The organism is Delftia sp. WY8 (assembly GCF_018437695.1).
Classification (GTDB): Bacteria; Pseudomonadota; Gammaproteobacteria; order Burkholderiales; family Burkholderiaceae_C; genus Comamonas; species Comamonas tsuruhatensis.
On sequence record NZ_CP049795.1, the window covers coordinates 1,538,322 to 1,557,478 of the forward strand.

Genomic DNA, 19,157 nt, shown 5'->3' on the forward strand with positions numbered 1-19,157 from the left:
CATGGGCATCAGCCAATACATCAAGGAAATAGGCCGCGGCGCACGCGGAGCCAAGGCGCTGGAGCGCGCGCAGGCCGCCGACCTGTTCGGCCAGGTGCTGGACGGGGGCGTCACCGATCTGGAGATCGGCGCCTTCTGCATCGCCATGCGCATCAAGGGCGAGACGGTCGAGGAGATGAGCGGCTTCCTGGATGCCGTGCATGCGCGCGCCGCGCGCTTTCCCGCCTCGGCCCATGGCCGCCCCGTGATCGTGCTGCCCAGCTACAACGGCGCGCGCCGCCTGCCCGTGCTCACGCCCCTGCTGGCCCTGCTGCTGGCGCGCGAAGGCCTGCCCGTGCTGCTGCACGGCATGCGCACCGAGGCGCGGCGCATCCTGGCCAGCGATGTGCTGCAGGCGCTGGGCATTGCGCCGCTGCAGGCACCCCAGGCACTCGATGGCGGCCAGGTGGCCCATCTGCATACCGAACACCTGCATCCGGCACTGGCCCGGCTGCTGTCCGTGCGCGAGGTCATCGGCCTGCGCAATCCGGGCCACAGCGTGGTCAAGCTGCTGGCGCCCTGCGACGGCCCGTCCTTGCTGGTGACGGCCTACACCCATCCCGAGTACCTGCCCATGCTGCACGGCACCTTCGGGAAGCTGGGCATGAATGTGCTGCTCTCGCGCGGGCTGGAAGGCGAGGTCGCGGCCGACCCGCGCCGGCTGCCGCGCTACGACGGATTCGTCGCAGGCGCCCACCAACTGCTGGCCGAGCAGCAAAGCGGCACGGCCTCCGAAATCCCGGGCCTGCCCGCCGAGATCGACGTGGACACCACGGCGCGCTACACCGAGGACGTGCTTGCGGGCCGCCTGCCCGTGCCGCCGGCGCTCACGCGCCAGGTGGAACACATCGTCCACCTTGCCGATCAGATTCGCTGAACACCCCAGAAAAACGGAGCCCCGCCATGACGACCCCGTCCCACCCCCCCGCAAACACCGCCCGGCGCGGCAGCTGCACCCTGGTCGGCGCCGGCCCCGGCGACCCGGAGCTGCTGACCATCAAGGCCCTCAAGGCCATACAGACGGCCACCGTGCTGCTGGTCGATGACCTGGTCAGCGATGCCATCGTGGCCCATGCCTCGCCCACGGCGCGCATCGTCTACGTGGGCAAGCGCGGCGGCTGCAAGAGCACGCCCCAGGCCTTCATCGAAAAGCTCATGCTGTCCGCCGTGCAGGATGGCGAGACGGTGGTGCGCCTCAAGGGCGGCGACCCCTTCATCTTCGGGCGCGGCGGCGAAGAGGTGGAACATCTGCGCGAGGCCGGCGTCGAGGTCCAGGTCGTCAACGGCATCACGGCCGGCCTGGCCGGGCTCACCAGCCTGGGCGCGCCGCTCACGCACCGCGACCGGGCGCACGGCGTGGTCTTCATCACCGGCCACGCCAAGCCCGGCGACAGCGGCACGGACTGGCGCCAGCTGGCCGCCACCGCGCGCGATGCCCGGCTCACCCTGGTGATCTACATGGGCGTGAGCAGCGTGGAACACATCCGCGCCGAGCTGCTGCACGGCCTGCCCGCCGCCACGCCCGTGGCCGTGATCCAGCACGCCAGCCTGCCGCAGCAGCGCCATGCACTGGCCACGCTGGACACGCTTGTGCAATGCATTGCCGACACCGGACTGGGCAGCCCCAGCGTCATCGTCGTTGGAGATGTGGTCCATGGCATTCGGGCAATGGCCGAACCCCAGGAGCAGCCCAACCCTGCGGTTGCTGCCGCCTGAGTGCCGAGCTGCAACAAAGAAAAAATCTATCGATAGATAAAATCATTAGTTTTCATTAAAAATCTCCTGTTGGTTGCCGAAAACAGCGTCTAGACCGTTTTCGCAGGCCGTCAGCTGCGCCGGACGGCGGCAGCGCCACCGGGGGATTCAATGAAAACATCAAGCCGTACTCTCACTTCCACAGCGACGCAGGCATGGTGGCCGGCATGCCGACACCTGGCGGCCCAACTGCTGGCCGGCTGCGCACTTGGCATGGCCATGCCCATGCCCGGCCTGGCCAGCGGCGCCGACATGGTGCTGGCCACGCGCGTCACGGCAGGCGCCAAGCCCTGGCTCACGCCTGCGCACCGCCAATGGCTGCAGGCGCGCGGGCCGCTGACGCTGGGCATTTCCACGCCGGACCATCCGCCGCTGGGCATGATCGATGGCGATCGCTTCCAGGGCATCACGGCCGACCACCTGGGCCTGCTTTTTCCCACGCCCGTGCGCTTCAAGTCCTATGGATCGCGTGCGGCCGTGCTCGATGCGCTGCGCCGCGGCGAGATCGACCTGGCCTGCGGCGGCACCGAGCTGGAAGCCGAGCGCGCCGACCTGGCCCTGAGCGTGCCCTACCTGCCCAGCCAGCCCGTGCTGGTCTCCCCGTCGAATGCCCCCTTCGACGCCCGGCGCCGGGGTGCGCGGCTGGCCATGACGCCCGACCAGCTGCTGCGCTCCCAGGTGGCTGCCGCCTACCCCCTCAGCGAGCTGCTGACCTATGAAACACCCCGCCGCGCGCTGGAGGCGCTGAGCCTGGGCGAGATCGACGGCTTCGTCGGCGACACGGTCACGGTGCACTACCTGATCCAGGCCAACTACCTGCTCAACCTGCGCGTGCAGGGCTTTGCGCCCATAGAAAGCCGTGGCTTCGGCATGCTGGTGAGGCATGGCGATGCACAGCTGAAGGCCTACCTGGACCAGGCCCTGCCCAGCATCACCGTGCAGCACGGCGACGACATCCTGCGCAGCTGGAGTGGAAGCCGCCGCCCGCTGCTGGGCGGCGACCGCGTGGCGCTGACGCCCTCGGAAAAGCAGTGGCTGGATGCCCATCCGCGCATTCCCGTGGTCCTCAACGGCTCGCTGGGTCCGCTGGGACAGCTCGATGCCGACCGCCAGGCCCAGGGCATCGGCCCCGACTACCTGGACCTGATCAGCCGCCGCGCCGGCCTGCAGTTCGAGTACATCGCCGCGCGCAACTATTCCGAACTCGAAACCATGCTGGGCTCCGGCAAGGCCCTGCTCACCCCGGCGTACACCTCGCCGCCCACAGCCTCGCCCGATATCAGGCTGCTGCCGCCCTATCTGCGCAGCACGGTCGTGGTGATGGCCCGGCCCGAGGCCAACGCAGGCACCCGCGCGACAAGCCCATACACCACCTCCAAGGACTGGAGGGCAAGCGCGTGGCCATGGTGGCGGGCTTCTTTCTCGAAAGCACGGTGCGCAGGGAGCATCCGAGCATACGGCTGCAGCTGTATGCCGACCTGACCCAGGCCCTGGCCAGCGTGGCGGCCAATGACAGCGATGCCTTCGTGGGCAACGACTACGCGGCGCGCTATGCCAACGCCCAGCAATTGGGCAGCCGGCTGCAGCTCACCGGCATCCTGGACGACTACACCCGCCCCATCAGCCTGGCCGTGCACGCCGCCGAACCTGAACTGCTGGGCATCCTGGAAAAGGCCCAGCTGTCCATCGCACCCGAAGAGGTGGCCGAGATCGTCCACCACTGGGCACCGCACCATAACGGCAACGGCGCGAGCTTCTGGCGCGAGCACCGCCAGCGCCTGCTGCTGCTGGCCGGGGCGCTGGCCCTGGTCACGGTCATCTCCCTGGTCTGGGGCTTTTACCTGAGCCGCCAGATGCGCAGGACACGCCGGGCCGAGCGGCGCGCCGAGGCCGCCAACCAGGCCAAGAGCCTGTTTCTGTCCACCACCAGCCACGAGATACGCACGCCGCTGAGCGCCGTCATCGGCCTGCTGGAACTGGCGCAGGACCGGGAAAAGCTCGGCCTGCCCCACCGCGATATGCTGGCCTCCGCCCACAAGGCCGCCCAGGGCATGCTGCTGTTGCTGGGCAATGTGCTGGATCTGCACCGCATCGAGTCGGGCCATATCGACTCCACGCTCCAGCCCGTGGCACTGCGCCCGCTGATCGAAGACATGGCCCCGCTGCTGCAAGGCCTGGCCCACGGCAAGCGGCTGTCGCTGCGCACCGAAGTGGGCAGCGGCGTGGACCACAGCGTGACGGCCGACCCGCTTCACCTCAAGCAGGTGCTGTTCAACCTGCTCAGCAATGCCATCAAGTTCACCGAGCGCGGCAGCGTCACCCTGCGCGCGCATGGCGCCAGCCGGCATGACCGCCTGCTGCTGCAGATGGAGGTCGAGGACACGGGCATCGGCATTGCGCCGCAGGACCAGGCCCGGCTGTTCCAGCCCTTCTCGCAGGTGGAAGGCGCCCACCAGGACAGGGCCTTTGGCAGCGGCCTGGGCCTGAGCATCACGCGGCGCCTGCTGGAGCACATGGGGGGAACCATCACGGTGGACAGCGCACCGGGCCGAGGCTCGCGCTTCACGGTCAGGCTGAGCCTGCCACTGGTGGAGCCGGACCACCGCATGCAGGCCGACGTCACGCCCGCGTCAGAGGGAATATTGCCCCTGGTCCTGCCCGCCTCGGTGGCGCTGCAAGGAAAGCCCCAGGCCAGTGCCGAGCCCCTGCCCGCATCACAGCCCGGGTCCGGGTCCGACCTCAGAATCCTGGCCGTGGAAGACTATCTGTTCAACCGCGAGCTGCTCAAGAGCCAGCTGGCCGCGCTGGGCCACGGCATCTGCCTGGCCGGCGATGGACAGGAAGCCTGGGCACGCTGCCTGGTCGAGTCCTTCGATCTCATCATCACCGATGGACGCATGCCGCTCATGGACGGCTTCGAGTTCATCCGGCGCCTGCGCCAGCGCGAGGCCGAAAACCAGCTGCGCCGCTGCCGCGTGATCGCGCTGACCGCCAGCCCCGAAGCCTCCGAAGCGCTGCGCTACCTGCAGGCCGGCGCCGACGAGGTGCTGTCCAAGCCGGCTGCCATGGAAGACCTCAGGCGCGTCATCGAACAGGTGCGGAACGAGCTGCAGGGCGGCACGCCCGGCACCTGGCATCCGCCGCCCGCCGCGCCCTCCACGCTCAGCCCGGCCTGACAGTGCTGCTGGCCGTCACGCGGCTTTGCTCGAAGCGCTGGGCCAGCTCGCGGCGCAGGTCCTTGCGGATCAGCGCAGCCTGCCAGCGGCGCCTTTCCTCGTCGTTGGACGGCACCAGCGTCGGCACGGCGGCCGGCTGCTTGTTCTCGTCCACGGCCACCATGGTGAAAAAGCAGCTGTTCACATGGCGCACCACCTGGGTGCGGATGTCCTCGGCCACCACCTTGATGCCGATCTCCATCGACGACTTGCCCGTGTGGTTGACGCTGGCCAGGAACGTCACCAGCTCGCCCACGTGGATGGGCTGCAGGAACATCACCTGGTCCACGCTCAGCGTGACCACATAGCGGCCCGCGTAGCGGCTGGCGCAGGCATAGGCCACCTGGTCGAGCTGCTTGAGAACGGCGCCGCCATGGACGTTGCCCGAAAAGTTCGCCATGTCGGGCGACATGAGCACAGTCATGCTCAGCTGGTGCGATGGGAAATTCATCACGGGATTCTAGGAAAAAGCGCCATTGCGCGAGAATGGGCGCCCTTTTGCCCCCCGAGTGACGTTTTTGTGACCTCTTCCCTCTCTTTCGACGCCATCGTCATCGGCGCCGGCGCGGCCGGTCTGTTCTGCGCGGCCCAGGCCGGACAGCGTGGCCTGTCGGTGCTGCTCCTGGACCACGCGGAGAAGGTGGCAGAGAAGATCCGCATCTCGGGCGGTGGCCGCTGCAACTTCACCAACCGCGACCTGGACGTGCGCGCGCCCCACAAGCACTTCGTGGGCGGCAATCCGCAGTTCTGCCGCTCGGCCCTGTCGCGCTACACGCCGGCCGACTTCATTGCGCTCATGGACAGGCACGGCATCGCCCACCATGAAAAGCACAAGGGCCAGCTGTTTGCCGACCGCTCGGCCGAAGACATCATCGCCATGCTGCTGGCCGAATGCCAGGCCGGCGGCGTGCAGCGCTGGCAGCCCTGCAAGGTCGATTCCGTGGCGCACTCGGACGGCCAATACCGCCTGCAGACCAGCCGGGGCGCCGTGCAGGCGCCCAGCCTGGTCATCGCCACGGGCGGCCTGTCCATCCCCAAGATCGGCGCCACCGACTTCGGCTACCGCCTGGCCCAGCAATTCGGCCTGCCCCTGGTCGAACGCACGCCGGGCCTGGTGCCGCTGACCTTCGATGGCGACGCCTGGGCCCCCTACGCCCAGCTCGCGGGCCTGGCCCTGCCCGTGGAGATCAGCACCGGCAGCAAGAAAGAGCGCATGGCCTTCATGGAAGACCTGCTGTTCACGCACCGGGGCCTGTCGGGCCCGGCCGTGCTGCAGATATCGAGCTACTGGAAGCCCGGCACGCCCCTGAGCATCAACCTCGCGCCCGAGGTGGACCTGCAGGGCGAGCTGCTCAGGGCCAAGTCGCGCTCGCGCAAGCTCATCGCCAATGAACTGGCGCAGTGGCTGCCCTCGCGACTGGCCGATGCCTGGGTGCAGCAGGATGCTGCCTGGCAGCGCCCCATCGCCGAAGCCTCCGACAAGGCCCTGAACCAGCTGGCCGAGCGCCTGTCACGCTGGGAGATCGTGCCCACGGGCACGGAAGGCTACAAGAAGGCGGAAGTGACGCTGGGCGGCGTGGACACGCGGGCGCTCTCGCAGCAGACCATGGAATGCAAGACCCAGCCGGGCCTGTACTGCATTGGCGAAGTGGTGGATATCACCGGCTGGCTCGGGGGATACAACTTCCAATGGGCCTGGGCCAGTGGGCACGCCTGTGCGCAGGCCTTGCCTTCTGCCTGATTTGTCAGACCGCTTTCGTCTCGCGTATAATCGCCCGCTTTGCTGGCAATCGCCCCGTCGGCCAATACTAGTTAACTTTGGACGGGGACCAACCGCTGAACATGGCTCTCAGGCCCGATCTTCCCGGGAACCCGCTGTCAGCACAGATATCTGGAAATCTAGCTAATGACCACCATCCGCGTAAAAGAAAACGAGCCCTATGAAGTTGCCCTGCGCCGCTTCAAGCGCACTATCGAAAAGCTCGGCCTGCTGACCGACCTGCGCGCTCGCGAGTTCTACGAGAAGCCCACTGCCGAACGCAAGCGCAAGAAGGCTGCCGCCGTCAAGCGTCACTACAAGCGCGTTCGCAGCATGCAGCTGCCCAAGAAGCTGTACTGATCAGCCCTTGACCAGCCGGCTCTCGTCAGCCGCAAAACCCGCGCTCGGGACGCCAGGCGCGGGTTTTTTGTTTTTTTGTTCCGTGTTTTCCGACGCCATCACCTCAGGAGAAAAGCCATGAGCCTCAAGGCCCAGATCACCGAAGACATGAAGACCGCCATGCGCGCCAAGGACAGCGAGCGCCTGGGCACCATCCGCCTGCTGCAGGCAGCGATGAAGCAAAAGGAAGTCGATGAGCGCATCGAGCTGGACGACGCCGCCGTCATCGCCATCGTGGACAAGCTGATCAAGCAGCGCAAGGACAGCATCGCCGCCTTCGAGGGCGCGGGCCGCCAGGACCTGGCCGACAAGGAAAAGGCCGAGATGGCCGTGCTGACCGCCTACCTGCCCGAGCGCATGTCGGCCGAGGAAGTGGCCACCGCCGTCAAGGCCATCGTGGCCGAACTGGGCGCATCCGGCCCCGGCGACATGGGCAAGGTCATGGGCGCGGTCAAGGCGCAACTGGCAGGCAAGGCCGACATGGGCCAGGTCTCCGCCGCAGTGAAGGCCGCCCTGGCAGGCTGATCCCCGGCCAGTCCGCTGCAGCAGCCGCCCCGCTCAGGGAGCGGCTGCCATCCACTCCTTCTTGAAATGTTCCTGCAGGAACTCCACGCACACCCGCACCTTGGCCGACAGCTGCAGCCGCGTCGGATACACAGCCCAGACATTGGCCTCCTGCCGCCATTCGGGCAACACCTGCACCAGGCGCCCGGCCTGCAGATGGGCGCCCACATCCCATAGCGAGCGCAGCGCAATGCCGCGACCGTCCACGGCCCACTGCACCACCATCTCGCCGTTGTTGGCCGACAGCGGCCCCGTGACCTTCACCGCCTGCTCGGCCGCGCCCGCGCGCAGCCGCCACACGCCAAAGGCCTGGTCGCGCTCCTTGATGGCCAGGCAGTCATGGGCCGACAGCTCGGCCGGCGTGCGCGGCGTGCCACGGCGCGCCAGGTAGGCAGGCGCGGCGCACAGCACGCGGTGGTTGTCGGCCAGGCGCCGCGCAATCAGGTGGGGCGCGATCTCGTCGCCCACGCGCACATCCAGATCGAAGCCCTCGCCCGCCACATCCACCAGCCGGTCGAACACGTCCAGCCGCACCTGCAGCCCCGGATGGCGCTCCACCAGCCTGGAAAGCGCGGGCGCGATCACATGCCGCCCGAAACCGAAGCTGCTGCTCACGCGCAGCAGGCCGCGCGGCTCGCTGCGCGTGATGGCCACCTCCTGCATCAGCTGGTCCATGTCGTCGAGGATGCGCTGCGCCCAGTGGAAGACGCGCTCGCCCTCCTCGGTCACGGCCACGCGGCGCGTGGTGCGGTGCAACAGCTTCACGCCCAGCTCTTCCTCCAGCAGGCGGATGCGCTTGCTCACATAGGCGGGCGAAGCCCCCAATTCCTCGGCCGCAGCGGCAAAGCCGGATTTGCGGGCCACCACGGTGAAGACGCGCAGGTCTTCGGGAGACGGCTGTTTATTCACGATCTGTAAATAATGGAACCACAGTTGGCCGATTGTATTTAGCCCTGGCGCAGCCAACAATGCCATGCATGCGGCCAGGCTGTCAGCGGCGCCGCTTCATATCCATCCATTCGATCCAAGGACAGACACCATGCAAGACACATTCAAGATCGCCGTCATCGCCGGTGACGGCATTGGCAAGGAAGTCATGCCCGAAGGCCTGCGCGCCCTGGAAGCTGCCGCCAGCCGCTTTGCGATCAAGCTCGAATTCCACCATTTCGACTGGGCCCACTGCGACTACTACCTGGCCCACGGAAAAATGATGCCCGACGACTGGAAGGCGCAGCTGTCCGGCATGGATGCCATCTTCTTCGGCGCCGTGGGCTGGCCCGCCACCGTGCCCGACCATGTCTCGCTGTGGGGCTCGCTGCTCAAGTTCCGCCGCGAGTTCGACCAGTACATCAACCTGCGCCCCGTTCGCCTGTTCGAGGGCGTGCCCTGCCCGCTGGCCGGCCGCAAGCCCGGCGACATCGACTACTACGTGGTGCGCGAGAACACCGAGGGCGAGTACACCTCGCTGGGCGGCATCATGTACGAGGGCACGGACCGCGAGATCGTGATCCAGGAATCGGTCTACTCGCGCAAGGGCGCCGAGCGCCTGCTCAAGTACGCCTTCGACCTGGCCCGCAGCCGCGAGCGCAAGCACGTCACCCTGGCCACCAAGAGCAACGGCATCGCCATCAGCATGCCCTGGTGGGACCAGCGCGCCGAGGACGTGGCCAAGGCCTACCCGGAAGTCACGCTGGACAAGCAGCACATCGACATCCTGACCGCGCGCTTCGTGCTGCAGCCGGGCCGCTTCGACGTGGTCGCCGCCACCAACCTGTTCGGCGACATCCTCAGCGACCTGGGCCCGGCCACCACGGGCACCATCGGCCTGGCCCCCTCGGCCAACCTCAACCCCGACCGCAGCTTCCCCAGCCTGTTCGAGCCCGTGCACGGCTCGGCGCCCGACATCTACGGCAAGAACATCGCCAACCCCATCGCCATGGTCTGGTCGGCGGCGCTGATGCTGGACTTCCTGACCCACGGCCAGGGCGCAGGCCGCGCGGCGCACGACGCCATCGTCTCGGCCATCGAGGAAGTCATCAGGAGCGGCCCGCGCACGCCCGACCTGGGCGGCACGGCCAGCACCACCGAGGTGGGCCAGGCCATCGCCCGGCGCATCGCTGCCGCCTGAGGCGCCGCGCCGGGGTTCATGCCGCCCGGCAGCCCGGCCTACCGGCCCATGCGGCCCCTGCGGCCCCTGCGCAGCCTGCCGGCCCCCATCCCGGCAGCCAGCAGGCTCAGCATGACCAGCGCCACGGTATGCAGGGCCGGCACAGGCGTGGGCACCGGCGCCGCCACCACGGCCTGTGTGAAGCCCTGGCTCATCGGGGCGTGGACTGCATCCCCGCTGTAGTCGACCACAAGGCCGTGGGATCCGGCCGCCACGGGCAGCCGGACCGTGATGCTGGCGGCGCCGCCAACCAGGGGCGCCGACCCCAGCTGCGCCCCGTTGTACGAGACCGTGATGCTGCCCGAGGGGAGCGCCGCCGCCATCGCCCGCAGCGCCCCCCGTCGGTCCTGCGCCCCGGTCACGGCCGACACGCTGATGGTCACATCGTCGCCGGGCCGGGAAGGGTTGGGGGTGGAGGTGATCGCCAGGGTGGTTGTGGCCTGGGCGATCTGCACGCTTTGCTGCTGCCTTGCCGCCGCCTCGTAGTTCGCATCGCCGGCCTGGTCTGCCAGGATGCGGCAGGGTCCCGGCGCAATGAAGGAGACAGAACCGCCCGCGATGGTGCAATGGGCAGCCGTCGCCGCATCCACGGAGAACACCACCGCCTTGCCGGAAGCCCCGCCCGTTGCTGCCACGGCATAGGTATCGCCCACCTTGGCGGCCGCTGGCGCCACGGAAGTGAAGGCAATGGCCTGCGCGCCCTTGCCGATGCTCAGGGACAGGACTTGCCGGGCCGCAGGCAGATGGTTGGCATCCCCCTGCTGATCGGCGGCCAGCAGGCAGTTGTCCGTACCCGCCAGCCTGCCGGACACCTCGGCACCGCTGACGGAGCACGCCGCCGGCGTCAGGGAGCTGAACTGCACGGCCTGGGACGAGCCACCGCCGGCGGCGCTCAGAGCCACCCGTGCATCCACGACCAGGGGCGCCGGCATGCTCCAGACGATGTTCTGCGCAGCAGGCTGCACCGTCACCGGGTAAGCCACCTCGGGGGCGGGACCATAGGTCGCGTCGCCGCCCTGCCGGGCCGTCATCGTGCAAGTGCCTGCGGAATGGAAGCTGAACACCCCTGCGGCATCGACGGTGCAAACCTCTGGCGCAGATGCGGAAAACGTCACGGCCAGGCCGGAGGTAGCCGTTGCAACGGGCGTGAATGTCGTGCCGAAGGTTTGCGCCGACGGCTGCGCAAAGTCGATGCTCTGCTCCCGCCTGAGCGTGGTGAAGGGCACGCTGGCCACGTCCGGCTGCACGCGGCCTGCGCCATCCCTGGCGATGAAGTGCAGCCTGTAGGCCGTATTCACCGCCAGCCCCCCGATATCGATATCGTGGACCACGCCTGCCGTCATGCCGACCGGGGAGCCGCCGGCCTGCAGCGTGGCGGCATCCGGCGCCGCTGCGGCCGCAGCAAGCACCTGCCAGTAACCCGTGCCGTCCCGGTCCAGCGCCACGCGGGCCTTGGCCGTCACGCCGCCCGCCTGCGGGTCGACGACGGGAGCCAGACTGAAGACCGGGCGGCCCAGCACATAGCCGGCAAACCCAGGGTTTTGCGCTGCATGCCACCCATCGGACAGGGATGCCAGACCCGCCCAGACCGCATTGGCGGGGATGGACGATGCGTCCATGGCGAGCAGGGTCTGGATGCCATCGAGCGAATAGTGGAAAACAGTGCTGTCGATGGGGCGCGGGAGGGAAGACCCCTCGATCTGAAAGGAGCTGATCGTGGCCCAGGCTGCCGCTGCGGGAATTCCCATGGGATCGGTCGTCCGCAGGACCTGGCCCTGGTAGCTGTATGTGTAGTCCTCGTTCCAACTGTTGAGACCCCAGCCGTCATCCCAGTAGTTGGAAGGGGTGACCCAATCCGCAGTGGAGGGCGGCGAGCCGCCTTGCTGCACCACGCCGCCCACGCTGAACGTGTATTCGGTCACCATGGACGTATACCAAGCGTTGGACTGCGTCTGGTAGCCCGTCATGACCAGCCCCTGCGCCGGCGCGGCCACGGCCGCGACGCAATGCAGGCCGGCTCCGAATACCACCACCCACGACATCATGGCCCTGGAAAATTCCGCCTGAAGGCGACTGCCTCGTTCTCTCACATGCACTCCCGTTTCAACTTGCTGTTCTTCTGGTCCGTGCCGGGGGTACCGGCAATGCAGGAGCCTAGCGGCCGCACCTGCCCGCGCCTTGACTGCGCGTTGCGCTTTTCTTGACAGTGCGTCCCACCCCCTGCGCAACGCGGGCTGCCGCGCCGCCGTCCGTTCATTCGCCACCAAACGCCTGCTGCCCCCGGGCCTGCAAAGCGGCGATATGCCGGCCAACCGGGCCGTCGTCTGGGCGCGGAGATGGCGGCATTGCCCCCGCCGCAGGCCTCTGGCCGGCGAACAGGGCAAGATGGCCGGTGCGGCATTCGGGCCGCTTAGACACAGCACGGAATCTCCATGAAGCACTACGACTACATCGTCATCGGCGGCGGCAGCGGCGGCATTGCATCGGCCAACCGCGCCGCCATGCACGGGCGCCACTGCGCGCTGATCGAAGCCGGCGAGATCGGCGGCACCTGCGTCAACGTGGGCTGCGTGCCCAAGAAGGTCATGTGGCATGCGGCCCAGATCGGCGAGGCCATGCACCGCTACGGCCCCGACTACGGCTGGGATGCCACCGTCAACCGCCTGGACTGGCAGCGCCTGCTGGACAGCCGCAGCGCCTACATCGACCGCATCCATGCCTCGTATGAAAGCGGCCTGGCGCGCAACAAGGTCGAGCTGATCCATGGCTTTGGCCGCTTCGTGGATGCGCGCACCGTGGAGGTGGGCGGCCAGCGGCTCAGTGCCGACCACATCCTCATCGCCACGGGCACGCGCCCGGCACGGCCCGACATACCTGGCGCCGAGCTGGGCATCGACTCCGACGGCTTCTTCGCCCTCAAGACCCTGCCTGCGCGCACGGCCGTGGTGGGTGCCGGCTATATCGCCGTGGAGATTGCCGGCGTGCTGCACGCGCTGGGCTCGCAGACCCATCTGTTCCTGCGCCAGAACTCGGCACTGCGCGGATTCGATCCGCTGCTGAGCCAGACCCTGATGGAGATCATGGAGGCCGAAGGCCCCACCGTGCACCGCCAGGCCACCCCGAAGGCCGTGGTCCGCAACGCAGACGGCAGCCTGGACCTGCAACTGCAAGACGGCAGCAGCCACACCGTGGACTGCGTGGTCTGGGCCGTGGGCCGCAGGCCCGACACCTCGGGCCTGAACCTGGAGGCCGCAGGCGTGGCGCTGCAGGACAGCGGCCACATCGCGGTGGACAAGTTCCAGGACACCAATGTGCCCGGCATCCACGCCGTGGGCGACATCACGGGCCGCATCGAACTCACGCCCGTGGCCGTGGCTGCAGGCCGGCGCCTGTCCGAGCGCCTGTTCAACGGCAAGACCGGCGAGCACCTGGACTACGACAACGTGCCCACCGTGGTCTTCAGCCACCCGCCCATCGGCACCGTGGGCCTGACCGAGCCGCAGGCGCGCGAGCGATTTGGCGACGATCAGGTCAAGATCTACCAGTCGGCCTTCACCGCCATGTACACGGCGGTCACGCGCCACCGCCAGCCCGCGCGCATGAAGCTGGTCTGCGTGGGCCCCGAGGAACGCATCGTGGGCATACACGGCATCGGCCTGGGGATGGACGAGATGCTGCAGGGCTTTGCCGTGGCACTCAAGATGGGCGCCACCAAGCGCGACTTCGACGACACCGTGGCCATCCACCCCACGGCGGCAGAAGAGTTCGTGACCATGCGCTGAACGGCGCGCACCACCTGCCTTCGGCGGTTGACCACCGCCCTGGGCAGGGCACGCGCCGGGCGAGCGCGAAGCCGCCCAGGTCGGCGAAGGCATCGGGAATGGCCGGGAGCAGGCCGATCTGCGCCGTGCTCCTGACGCCAGCCTCGCGGACGCTGGTGGGCAGGCACAAGCTGCGCGCGATCCGCATCCGGCTCCGCTCCTCCTCCTCCTCCTCCTCCTCCTTCTCCTTCTCCTTCCCCCGACATGGACCTCCTGCCCCTGCATGCCGCCGCTGCCTGCATGGCTGTGGGCTGACATTTCAGCTGCCTGCGGTGCATTGCCACCGTCCAGGGTCCTGCGTCGCCACGCTGGCCCGGTGGAAACATCCGTCCACCGCGGGAATTTCAAGCGCCTACGCTCAAACACCCTATTCAATAGTCAAAAACAAATAAAGTATTTTCCCGATAGTCAAGTCAAATCGAAAAATTCACAATCCTTGTACGCGGGGAAAAAGAGGCATTGCTCCATGGAAAGCCTTGGTGTTTCTTTGTAGGCAATCCGACTTAATTAGAGTGCATACACCTTAATTTTCCGCATCAACCCAGCAGCCATGGGTCGAGAGCCGCGATCGGAGCCCAGGAGACATCCCATGCCCAGACTGCATTCGAAGACAGGGCATGGCGAGCCCGCGCCAGGCGGCATGCAGGCCAGCTTCTGGCCCCTGCGGCAAACGCAGGGGCTGGGCAGCAGGCTGAAAGCAGTGTTCGCGCTGGAGGCCTTCCACCGTGCGGGCAGCGGCGCCGGGAGCCGCTTGGCCGATGACGCCTTCTTGGCCCGCAGCGCCTATGGGGCTGAGCAGCGGCCGGGGCGCAACACCACACTCAACAAGGAGACAGATCCATGACAACCGATGTACTCGATACCTGGTCCCCGTTGACCGGGTCGCGCAACGCGGGCCACCCTCTGTCGGCGGACCGCATGATCGTGGGCGCGCCCACGGGCGGCTGAGGAGCAGGTCATGCACGAAGCCCCCCGCCCCACCCTCCCGCCCATCGGCTGCAACGGCCGTGGCGTGCAGCGCTCCTCGCGCCACCAGCCCATCGGCCTGCAGGAGCTGCCCATACGCGAGCAGTTCCGCCTCGTCAGCGAGACCGGCGTGTTCGACTGCTTCGACCGCCTGCCGCTGCGCCACCAGCTGGCCGACTACGAGTCGGCCATCGCCGAATTCAAGCTGCCCGTGCACACCGCCAGCTGGTTCTACCGCCTGGGCGAGGACGAGGTCCTGCTGGCCGGCAACCTGCGCATCTGCCGCGAGATCGGCGTGCGCTGCCACAACATCATGACCTTCAAGCACCACCGCGACGGCCATGTGCTGTCCGATGTGGAAATCGCCGAACACTATCTGCGGGTCTATGACGACGCCATGGGCCTGGGCGTGGAGCCCAGCTTCGCGCTGCATGTGAACACGTGGACCGAAGACTTCCTGCGCGTGCGCAGCGTGGCCGGGCGCGTGCAGGCACGCGGCGTGCCCTTTCACTTCACGCTGGACTACAGCCATGTGAACTTCAAGATCGGCAACCCGGCCGAGCTGGACCGGTCGGGCGTGCGCGGGCTGCTCGAGCGCGGCGAACTGGTGCTGGACCCGTTCGAGCCCGGCTCGCTGTGCGAACAATGGCTGGACATGGGCATCGTGCGCTGGGCCCAGCTGCGCGCGGCCGGCCCCAACCAGCCCCTGAACCTGTGGCACCGCGACGAGGACGGCAGCCCGGGCCGGGGCATCCAGTACCCCATGCTGCGGCCCGGAGCCGGCGAATGGCATTCGCCCTGGCATGCCTACCTGCTGGAGCCCTCCAAAGAGGCCATCCGCAAGGTGCTGGCCTGCCACCATGCGCAGCCGCACAGCCCGCTGCGCTACCTCACCACCGAATTCATCAATCTCCCCGACTACGGCCTGGGCGCAGGCTATGACCTGCTGGAGCAGAACGTGGCGGCCGCGCGCTTCATGCGGCAAGCCTGGGACGAGATCTGCGACCGCCCCGTACTCCGGGCCTCCTGCGAAGGTGCAGCATGAACCCCGCACAACACCCCCAAGGCCATGCCGTCATCATCGGCGCCGGACACGCCGGTGGCACCCTGGCCGCCCTGCTGCGCCAGTACGGCCACCCGGGCCCGATCACTGTGGTCGGCGGCGAGGACCTGCCGCCCTACCTGCGCCCGCGGCTGTCCAGGGCATGGCTGCAGCAGGCCATGGGCCCGGACGAGCTGTTGCCGCGGCCCGCCGGCGCCTCCGCGGACCAGGCCATCGCCCTGCGCCCGGGCATGCGCGCCATGGCCATAGAGCCGGGCTCGCGGCAGGTGGCGCTGAACGACGGATCGGTGCTGCACTACGAACACCTGGTCATTGCCACAGGCTCCGCGCCGCGCTGGCTGGTCCTGCCCGGGGATGAGCGGCCTGGCATCACCTACCTGCGCACCATGGAAGACGCGCAGGCGCTGCGGGTCCATCTGCAGACCGCGCGCTGCCTGGCCATCATCGGCGGCGGCTATGCGGGCCTCGAAATCGCTTCCACGGCCCGCAAGCTGGGCGTACAGGTCCGGATCATCGAGCGCGAAGGCAGGCTGCTGACGCGCAGCGCCTCGCCGCAGATGGCTGCGCATCTGCTGCAGCTGCATGCAGGCCAGGGCGTGGAGGTGCATTTCAATGCAGCGGTCGCCGCCATCCAGGGAGACAGCCCCACCCGCATCACGGCCCTGTGGATGGCCGATGGCTCCCGACTGGAGTGCGATGCCGTGCTCATCGGCGTGGGCGCGGCGCCCTGCATGGAACTGGCGCAATCCCTCGGCCTGGACTGCGCTGACGGCATTGCCGTGGATGGCGAAGGCCGCACCGCCATGAGCGGCATCTACGCCATAGGCGATGCCACGCGCCGCCCGCTGGCCGGCTACCCCGGGCTGCACCGGCTCGAAAGCGTGCCCAGCGCGCTCGAACAGGCCCGGCGCGCGGCCTGCGCCATCACGGGCAGCGAACTGCCCGCCCATGAAACGCCCTGGTTCTGGTCCGATCAGTACGACACCAGGCTGCAGATCGCCGGCCTGCCCGGCCAGGGCGACCAGACCGTGCTGCGCGGCAACCCGGCCAGCGGCAGGTTCGCCGTCCTGCACCTGCGCGGTGGCCAGCTGTGCGCCGCCGAATGCGTGAATTCGCCGGGCGAATTCATGGCTGCGCGCAAGGCCATCGCCGCCACGCACTGCGCCGGCCCCGGTTTCCCAACGCTCCCCTCCAAAGCCCCACTCACGTCATGATCTCCATTGCCTTCATGGAGCACGGCGGCAGCGAGCATGCGGTGCAGGCCACGGAGGGACAGAGCCTCATGCCGAATGCGGCGGCGCCGGTGGCGCAGCGCCAATGCAGCCGCAGCCGCAGGATCAGCGCGTTGCCAGGCTGCGCCCCACCGCCCGCAAACACTCCACCAGCAACCGCGTCGTCGCCGTCATCGGCTGGCCGCGCAGGGTGATCAGGCCCACGGGCGGCAGGTCGATGGGCACGGGCAGGTCCAGCACGGCGACCAGCCCCTGCTGCGCGAAATGCCCGGCCACGCCGCGCGCCATGAAGGCCACGGCGCCGCGCTGGTGCAGGAAGCTGATCTGCGACAGGAATGAGGCGGACTCCACCAGATCGGCCGGAGGATGCAGGCCGTGGGCGAAGAACTGCTGCTCCAGCTTCACGCGCAGCGATGCCCAGGGCGGGGGCATGACGCAGGGCATGTCGGCCAGCGCCTGCCAGCTCGCAGGCTGCGCCAGCAACGCATGGCCGGGGCGCACGACGGCGACCATGGGCTCGTCGTACAGGGCTTCGGTCTCCAGGTCGGGCGAGGCATAGCCGGGTTCGAGCCGGCCCACGAACAGGTCCAGCTCGCCCATGCGCAGCTTGGGCAGCAGCCGCGTGAGATCGCCCTCCTCGACCAGCACCGTGGTTTGGGCCGATCGCGCCTTCAACTGCTCGACGGCCCGGGCCAGCAGCACGGGCGTGGCCACGACCATGGCGCCCACGCTGGTGCGCCCGCGCGTGCCGCTGGCCTCGGCCGCCATTTCATCGCGCGTGCGTTCGAAGCCCGCCAGCACCGAGCGCGCAAAGCGCACCATGCTGACGCCGGCCGCCGTGGGCTCGGTGCCTCGCGTGGAGCGCTCGAACAGCGTCATGTCCAGCATGCGCTCGATCTCGGCCAGGGTCTTGGAGACGGCGGGCTGGGTCACGGCCAGGAACTCGGCGGCGCGGCCCAGATGGCGGAACTGGTCCAGCGCCACCAGCAGCTGCAGATGGCGCAGCTTGAGGTTGGAGCGCAGCACGCGGTCAATCTTGCTCATGGGGTCTTCATAGCTTTGAGGTTATGAAGCCAGTCTATCTTTTCATTGGATTGTCATGATCAGGCGCTGAACAATCGCGCCAGCCAGCCCAAGGCCCGGATCACAGGGCTGCAAAAAGCCAATACAGGAGACAAGCGATGAACACCCCACGCACACGCCATGCAAGCCGGCGCGAATTCGTGCTCGCCACGCTCGGCGCCAGCGCACTGGCCGCCACCGGACGTCTTTTCGCCCAGAACTGGCCCGAACGCCCCATCACCTTCATCTGCCCCTGGCCTGCGGGCGGCACGGCCGACCAGTCCATGCGCGCGCTGTGCACCGTGGCCGGCAAGCTGCTGGGCCAGCCGATCGCGGTGGAGAACCGCGCGGGCGCCTCGGGAATGATCGGCGCCAAGGCGCTGGCCTCGGCCAGGGCGGACGGCTACACCATCGGCCAGATTCCCATCTCGGTCACGCGCTTTTCGCAACTGGGCAGCCTGCAGGCCGATCCGCGCAAGGACTACACCTACATCGCGCGCACCTCGGGCCAGACCTTCGGCATTGCCGTGCCCGCCCATTCGCCGTTCAAGACGCTCAAGGACTTCGTGGCCGCCGCCAAGGCGAGGCCCGGCCAGGTGACCTATGCCCATGCAGGCGTGGGCGGTGCCACGCATGTGGGCATGGAGGAGTTTGCGGGCGTGGCCGGCATACAGCTCAACCATGTGCCCTACAAGGGCGGCGCCGAGGCACTGCAGGGTGTGCTGGGCGGCCATGTGGATGCGCTGGCCGACTCCAGCTCCTGGGCCCCCCATGTGGAAGCCGGCAAGCTGCGCCTGCTGGCCACCTGGGGCGAGCAGCGCACGGCGCGCTTCAAGGACGTGCCCACGCTGCGCGAATGCGGCTACGACGTGGTGGTCGATGCGCCCAACGGCATTGGCGCGCCGCGTGGCCTGGACCCGGCCGTGGCGGCCAGGCTGCGCGAGGCCTTTCGCGCCGCCGTGGCCAGCCCCGAGTTCAAGTCCGTGGCCGAGAAGCTGGATGCGCCGCTGCTGTACCTGGACGGCCCGGACTACGAGAAGTACGTGAACACGGTCTACCAGAAGGAGACCGTGCTCATCGACAAGCTCAAGCTGCGCGAATTGATGAAGGGCTGA

17 protein-coding genes are annotated in these 19,157 nt (G+C 68.2%); 13 read left to right on the plus strand and 4 right to left on the minus strand.

The features are described 5' to 3' along the window. The first annotated feature begins 1 nt into the window (after window position 1). The 4 genes from ybiB (at window position 2) to G4D77_RS30825 (ending at window position 4,970) form a co-directional block, all read left to right on the plus strand. Window positions 2–916 (plus strand): DNA-binding protein YbiB, encoded by a 915-nt coding sequence (gene ybiB / locus G4D77_RS07100; protein WP_154834942.1) that lies wholly within the window; start codon window positions 2–4, stop codon window positions 914–916. A 26-nt stretch (window positions 917–942) separates the two neighbouring features. Further along, entirely contained in the window at window positions 943–1,755 is an 813-nt protein-coding gene (cobA, locus tag G4D77_RS07105) for a uroporphyrinogen-III C-methyltransferase (RefSeq protein WP_126311724.1), read from the plus strand. Between the two features lie 252 nt (window positions 1,756–2,007). Next, entirely contained in the window at window positions 2,008–3,276 is a 1,269-nt protein-coding gene (locus G4D77_RS30820) for a transporter substrate-binding domain-containing protein (RefSeq protein WP_250134263.1), read from the plus strand. Beyond that, on the plus strand, window positions 3,198–4,970 hold the full coding sequence (locus G4D77_RS30825; RefSeq protein WP_250134278.1) for an ATP-binding protein: 1,773 nt from the start codon (window positions 3,198–3,200) through the stop codon (window positions 4,968–4,970). The genes G4D77_RS30820 and G4D77_RS30825 overlap by 79 nt, the downstream gene beginning before the upstream one ends. Here the strand turns inward: G4D77_RS30825 and G4D77_RS07115 are convergent. Next, window positions 4,957–5,460, minus strand: a complete 504-nt coding sequence (locus tag G4D77_RS07115) for an acyl-CoA thioesterase (protein ID WP_017406259.1) — start codon at window positions 5,458–5,460, stop codon at window positions 4,957–4,959. The two genes, G4D77_RS30825 and G4D77_RS07115, sit on opposite strands and share 14 nt — an antisense overlap. 69 nt (window positions 5,461–5,529) lie before the next feature. Between G4D77_RS07115 and G4D77_RS07120 the strand changes: the two genes are divergently transcribed. From G4D77_RS07120 to G4D77_RS07130, 3 genes are all read left to right on the plus strand, one after another. Continuing rightward, window positions 5,530–6,750 (plus strand): BaiN/RdsA family NAD(P)/FAD-dependent oxidoreductase, encoded by a 1,221-nt coding sequence (locus G4D77_RS07120; protein WP_016449727.1) that lies wholly within the window; start codon window positions 5,530–5,532, stop codon window positions 6,748–6,750. A gap of 165 nt (window positions 6,751–6,915) precedes the next feature. Continuing rightward, complete coding sequence (rpsU, locus tag G4D77_RS07125; RefSeq protein WP_003052999.1) at window positions 6,916–7,128, plus strand: 30S ribosomal protein S21; 213 nt, start codon at window positions 6,916–6,918, stop codon at window positions 7,126–7,128. A 117-nt stretch (window positions 7,129–7,245) separates the two neighbouring features. Beyond that, entirely contained in the window at window positions 7,246–7,692 is a 447-nt protein-coding gene (locus G4D77_RS07130) for a GatB/YqeY domain-containing protein (protein WP_016449728.1), read from the plus strand. Between the two features lie 33 nt (window positions 7,693–7,725). On the opposite strand, the gene G4D77_RS07135 is transcribed toward G4D77_RS07130, so the two are convergent. Then, window positions 7,726–8,640, minus strand: coding sequence for a LysR substrate-binding domain-containing protein (locus G4D77_RS07135; protein WP_017406911.1), 915 nt, complete (start codon window positions 8,638–8,640; stop codon window positions 7,726–7,728). Between the two features lie 130 nt (window positions 8,641–8,770). On the opposite strand from G4D77_RS07135, the gene G4D77_RS07140 reads away from it, so the two are divergent. Beyond that, entirely contained in the window at window positions 8,771–9,859 is a 1,089-nt protein-coding gene (locus G4D77_RS07140) for a tartrate dehydrogenase (RefSeq protein WP_154834943.1), read from the plus strand. A gap of 38 nt (window positions 9,860–9,897) precedes the next feature. On the opposite strand, the gene G4D77_RS07145 is transcribed toward G4D77_RS07140, so the two are convergent. Next, the gene (locus G4D77_RS07145; protein WP_250134264.1) at window positions 9,898–11,943 is read right to left on the minus strand and encodes an Ig-like domain-containing protein; all 2,046 of its coding nucleotides are present in this window, start codon (window positions 11,941–11,943) and stop codon (window positions 9,898–9,900) included. A gap of 387 nt (window positions 11,944–12,330) precedes the next feature. Between G4D77_RS07145 and gorA the strand changes: the two genes are divergently transcribed. The 4 genes from gorA to G4D77_RS07165 all read left to right on the plus strand — a co-directional run bounded on the left by gorA (window position 12,331) and on the right by G4D77_RS07165 (window position 16,962). Then, on the plus strand, window positions 12,331–13,680 hold the full coding sequence (gene gorA, locus G4D77_RS07150; protein ID WP_154834944.1) for a glutathione-disulfide reductase: 1,350 nt from the start codon (window positions 12,331–12,333) through the stop codon (window positions 13,678–13,680). Window positions 13,681–14,308: 628 nt separating this feature from the next. Then, window positions 14,309–14,563, plus strand: coding sequence for a hypothetical protein (locus tag G4D77_RS07155; RefSeq protein WP_154834946.1), 255 nt, complete (start codon window positions 14,309–14,311; stop codon window positions 14,561–14,563). A gap of 114 nt (window positions 14,564–14,677) precedes the next feature. Beyond that, window positions 14,678–15,730 (plus strand): IolE/MocC family protein, encoded by a 1,053-nt coding sequence (locus tag G4D77_RS07160; protein ID WP_213757935.1) that lies wholly within the window; start codon window positions 14,678–14,680, stop codon window positions 15,728–15,730. Continuing rightward, on the plus strand, window positions 15,727–16,962 hold the full coding sequence (locus G4D77_RS07165) for an NAD(P)/FAD-dependent oxidoreductase (protein WP_154834947.1): 1,236 nt from the start codon (window positions 15,727–15,729) through the stop codon (window positions 16,960–16,962). The genes G4D77_RS07160 and G4D77_RS07165 overlap by 4 nt, the downstream gene beginning before the upstream one ends. Window positions 16,963–17,085: 123 nt before the next feature. On the opposite strand, the gene G4D77_RS07170 is transcribed toward G4D77_RS07165, so the two are convergent. Continuing rightward, window positions 17,086–18,024 (minus strand): LysR substrate-binding domain-containing protein, encoded by a 939-nt coding sequence (locus G4D77_RS07170; protein ID WP_154834948.1) that lies wholly within the window; start codon window positions 18,022–18,024, stop codon window positions 17,086–17,088. 137 nt (window positions 18,025–18,161) lie between these two features. On the opposite strand from G4D77_RS07170, the gene G4D77_RS07175 reads away from it, so the two are divergent. Beyond that, on the plus strand, window positions 18,162–19,157 hold the full coding sequence (locus tag G4D77_RS07175; RefSeq protein ID WP_046239777.1) for a Bug family tripartite tricarboxylate transporter substrate binding protein: 996 nt from the start codon (window positions 18,162–18,164) through the stop codon (window positions 19,155–19,157).

Excerpts from the sequence above, each read along its gene's own strand:
- ybiB (WP_154834942.1), top strand. The coding sequence starts at position 2 with ATGGGCATCAGCCAATACATCAAGGAAATAGGCCGCGGCGCACGCGGA.
- cobA (WP_126311724.1), top strand. The coding sequence starts at position 943 with ATGACGACCCCGTCCCACCCCCCCGCAAACACCGCCCGGCGCGGCAGC.
- G4D77_RS30820 (WP_250134263.1), top strand. The coding sequence starts at position 2,008 with ATGGCCATGCCCATGCCCGGCCTGGCCAGCGGCGCCGACATGGTGCTG.
- G4D77_RS30825 (WP_250134278.1), top strand. The coding sequence starts at position 3,198 with ATGGTGGCGGGCTTCTTTCTCGAAAGCACGGTGCGCAGGGAGCATCCG.
- G4D77_RS07115 (WP_017406259.1), bottom strand. The coding sequence starts at position 5,460 with ATGAATTTCCCATCGCACCAGCTGAGCATGACTGTGCTCATGTCGCCC.
- rpsU (WP_003052999.1), top strand. The coding sequence starts at position 6,916 with ATGACCACCATCCGCGTAAAAGAAAACGAGCCCTATGAAGTTGCCCTG.
- G4D77_RS07130 (WP_016449728.1), top strand. The coding sequence starts at position 7,246 with ATGAGCCTCAAGGCCCAGATCACCGAAGACATGAAGACCGCCATGCGC.
- G4D77_RS07140 (WP_154834943.1), top strand. The coding sequence starts at position 8,771 with ATGCAAGACACATTCAAGATCGCCGTCATCGCCGGTGACGGCATTGGC.
- G4D77_RS07145 (WP_250134264.1), bottom strand. The coding sequence starts at position 11,943 with ATGATGTCGTGGGTGGTGGTATTCGGAGCCGGCCTGCATTGCGTCGCG.
- gorA (WP_154834944.1), top strand. The coding sequence starts at position 12,331 with ATGAAGCACTACGACTACATCGTCATCGGCGGCGGCAGCGGCGGCATT.
- G4D77_RS07155 (WP_154834946.1), top strand. The coding sequence starts at position 14,309 with ATGCCCAGACTGCATTCGAAGACAGGGCATGGCGAGCCCGCGCCAGGC.
- G4D77_RS07160 (WP_213757935.1), top strand. The coding sequence starts at position 14,678 with ATGCACGAAGCCCCCCGCCCCACCCTCCCGCCCATCGGCTGCAACGGC.
- G4D77_RS07165 (WP_154834947.1), top strand. The coding sequence starts at position 15,727 with ATGAACCCCGCACAACACCCCCAAGGCCATGCCGTCATCATCGGCGCC.
- G4D77_RS07170 (WP_154834948.1), bottom strand. The coding sequence starts at position 18,024 with ATGAGCAAGATTGACCGCGTGCTGCGCTCCAACCTCAAGCTGCGCCAT.
- G4D77_RS07175 (WP_046239777.1), top strand. The coding sequence starts at position 18,162 with ATGAACACCCCACGCACACGCCATGCAAGCCGGCGCGAATTCGTGCTC.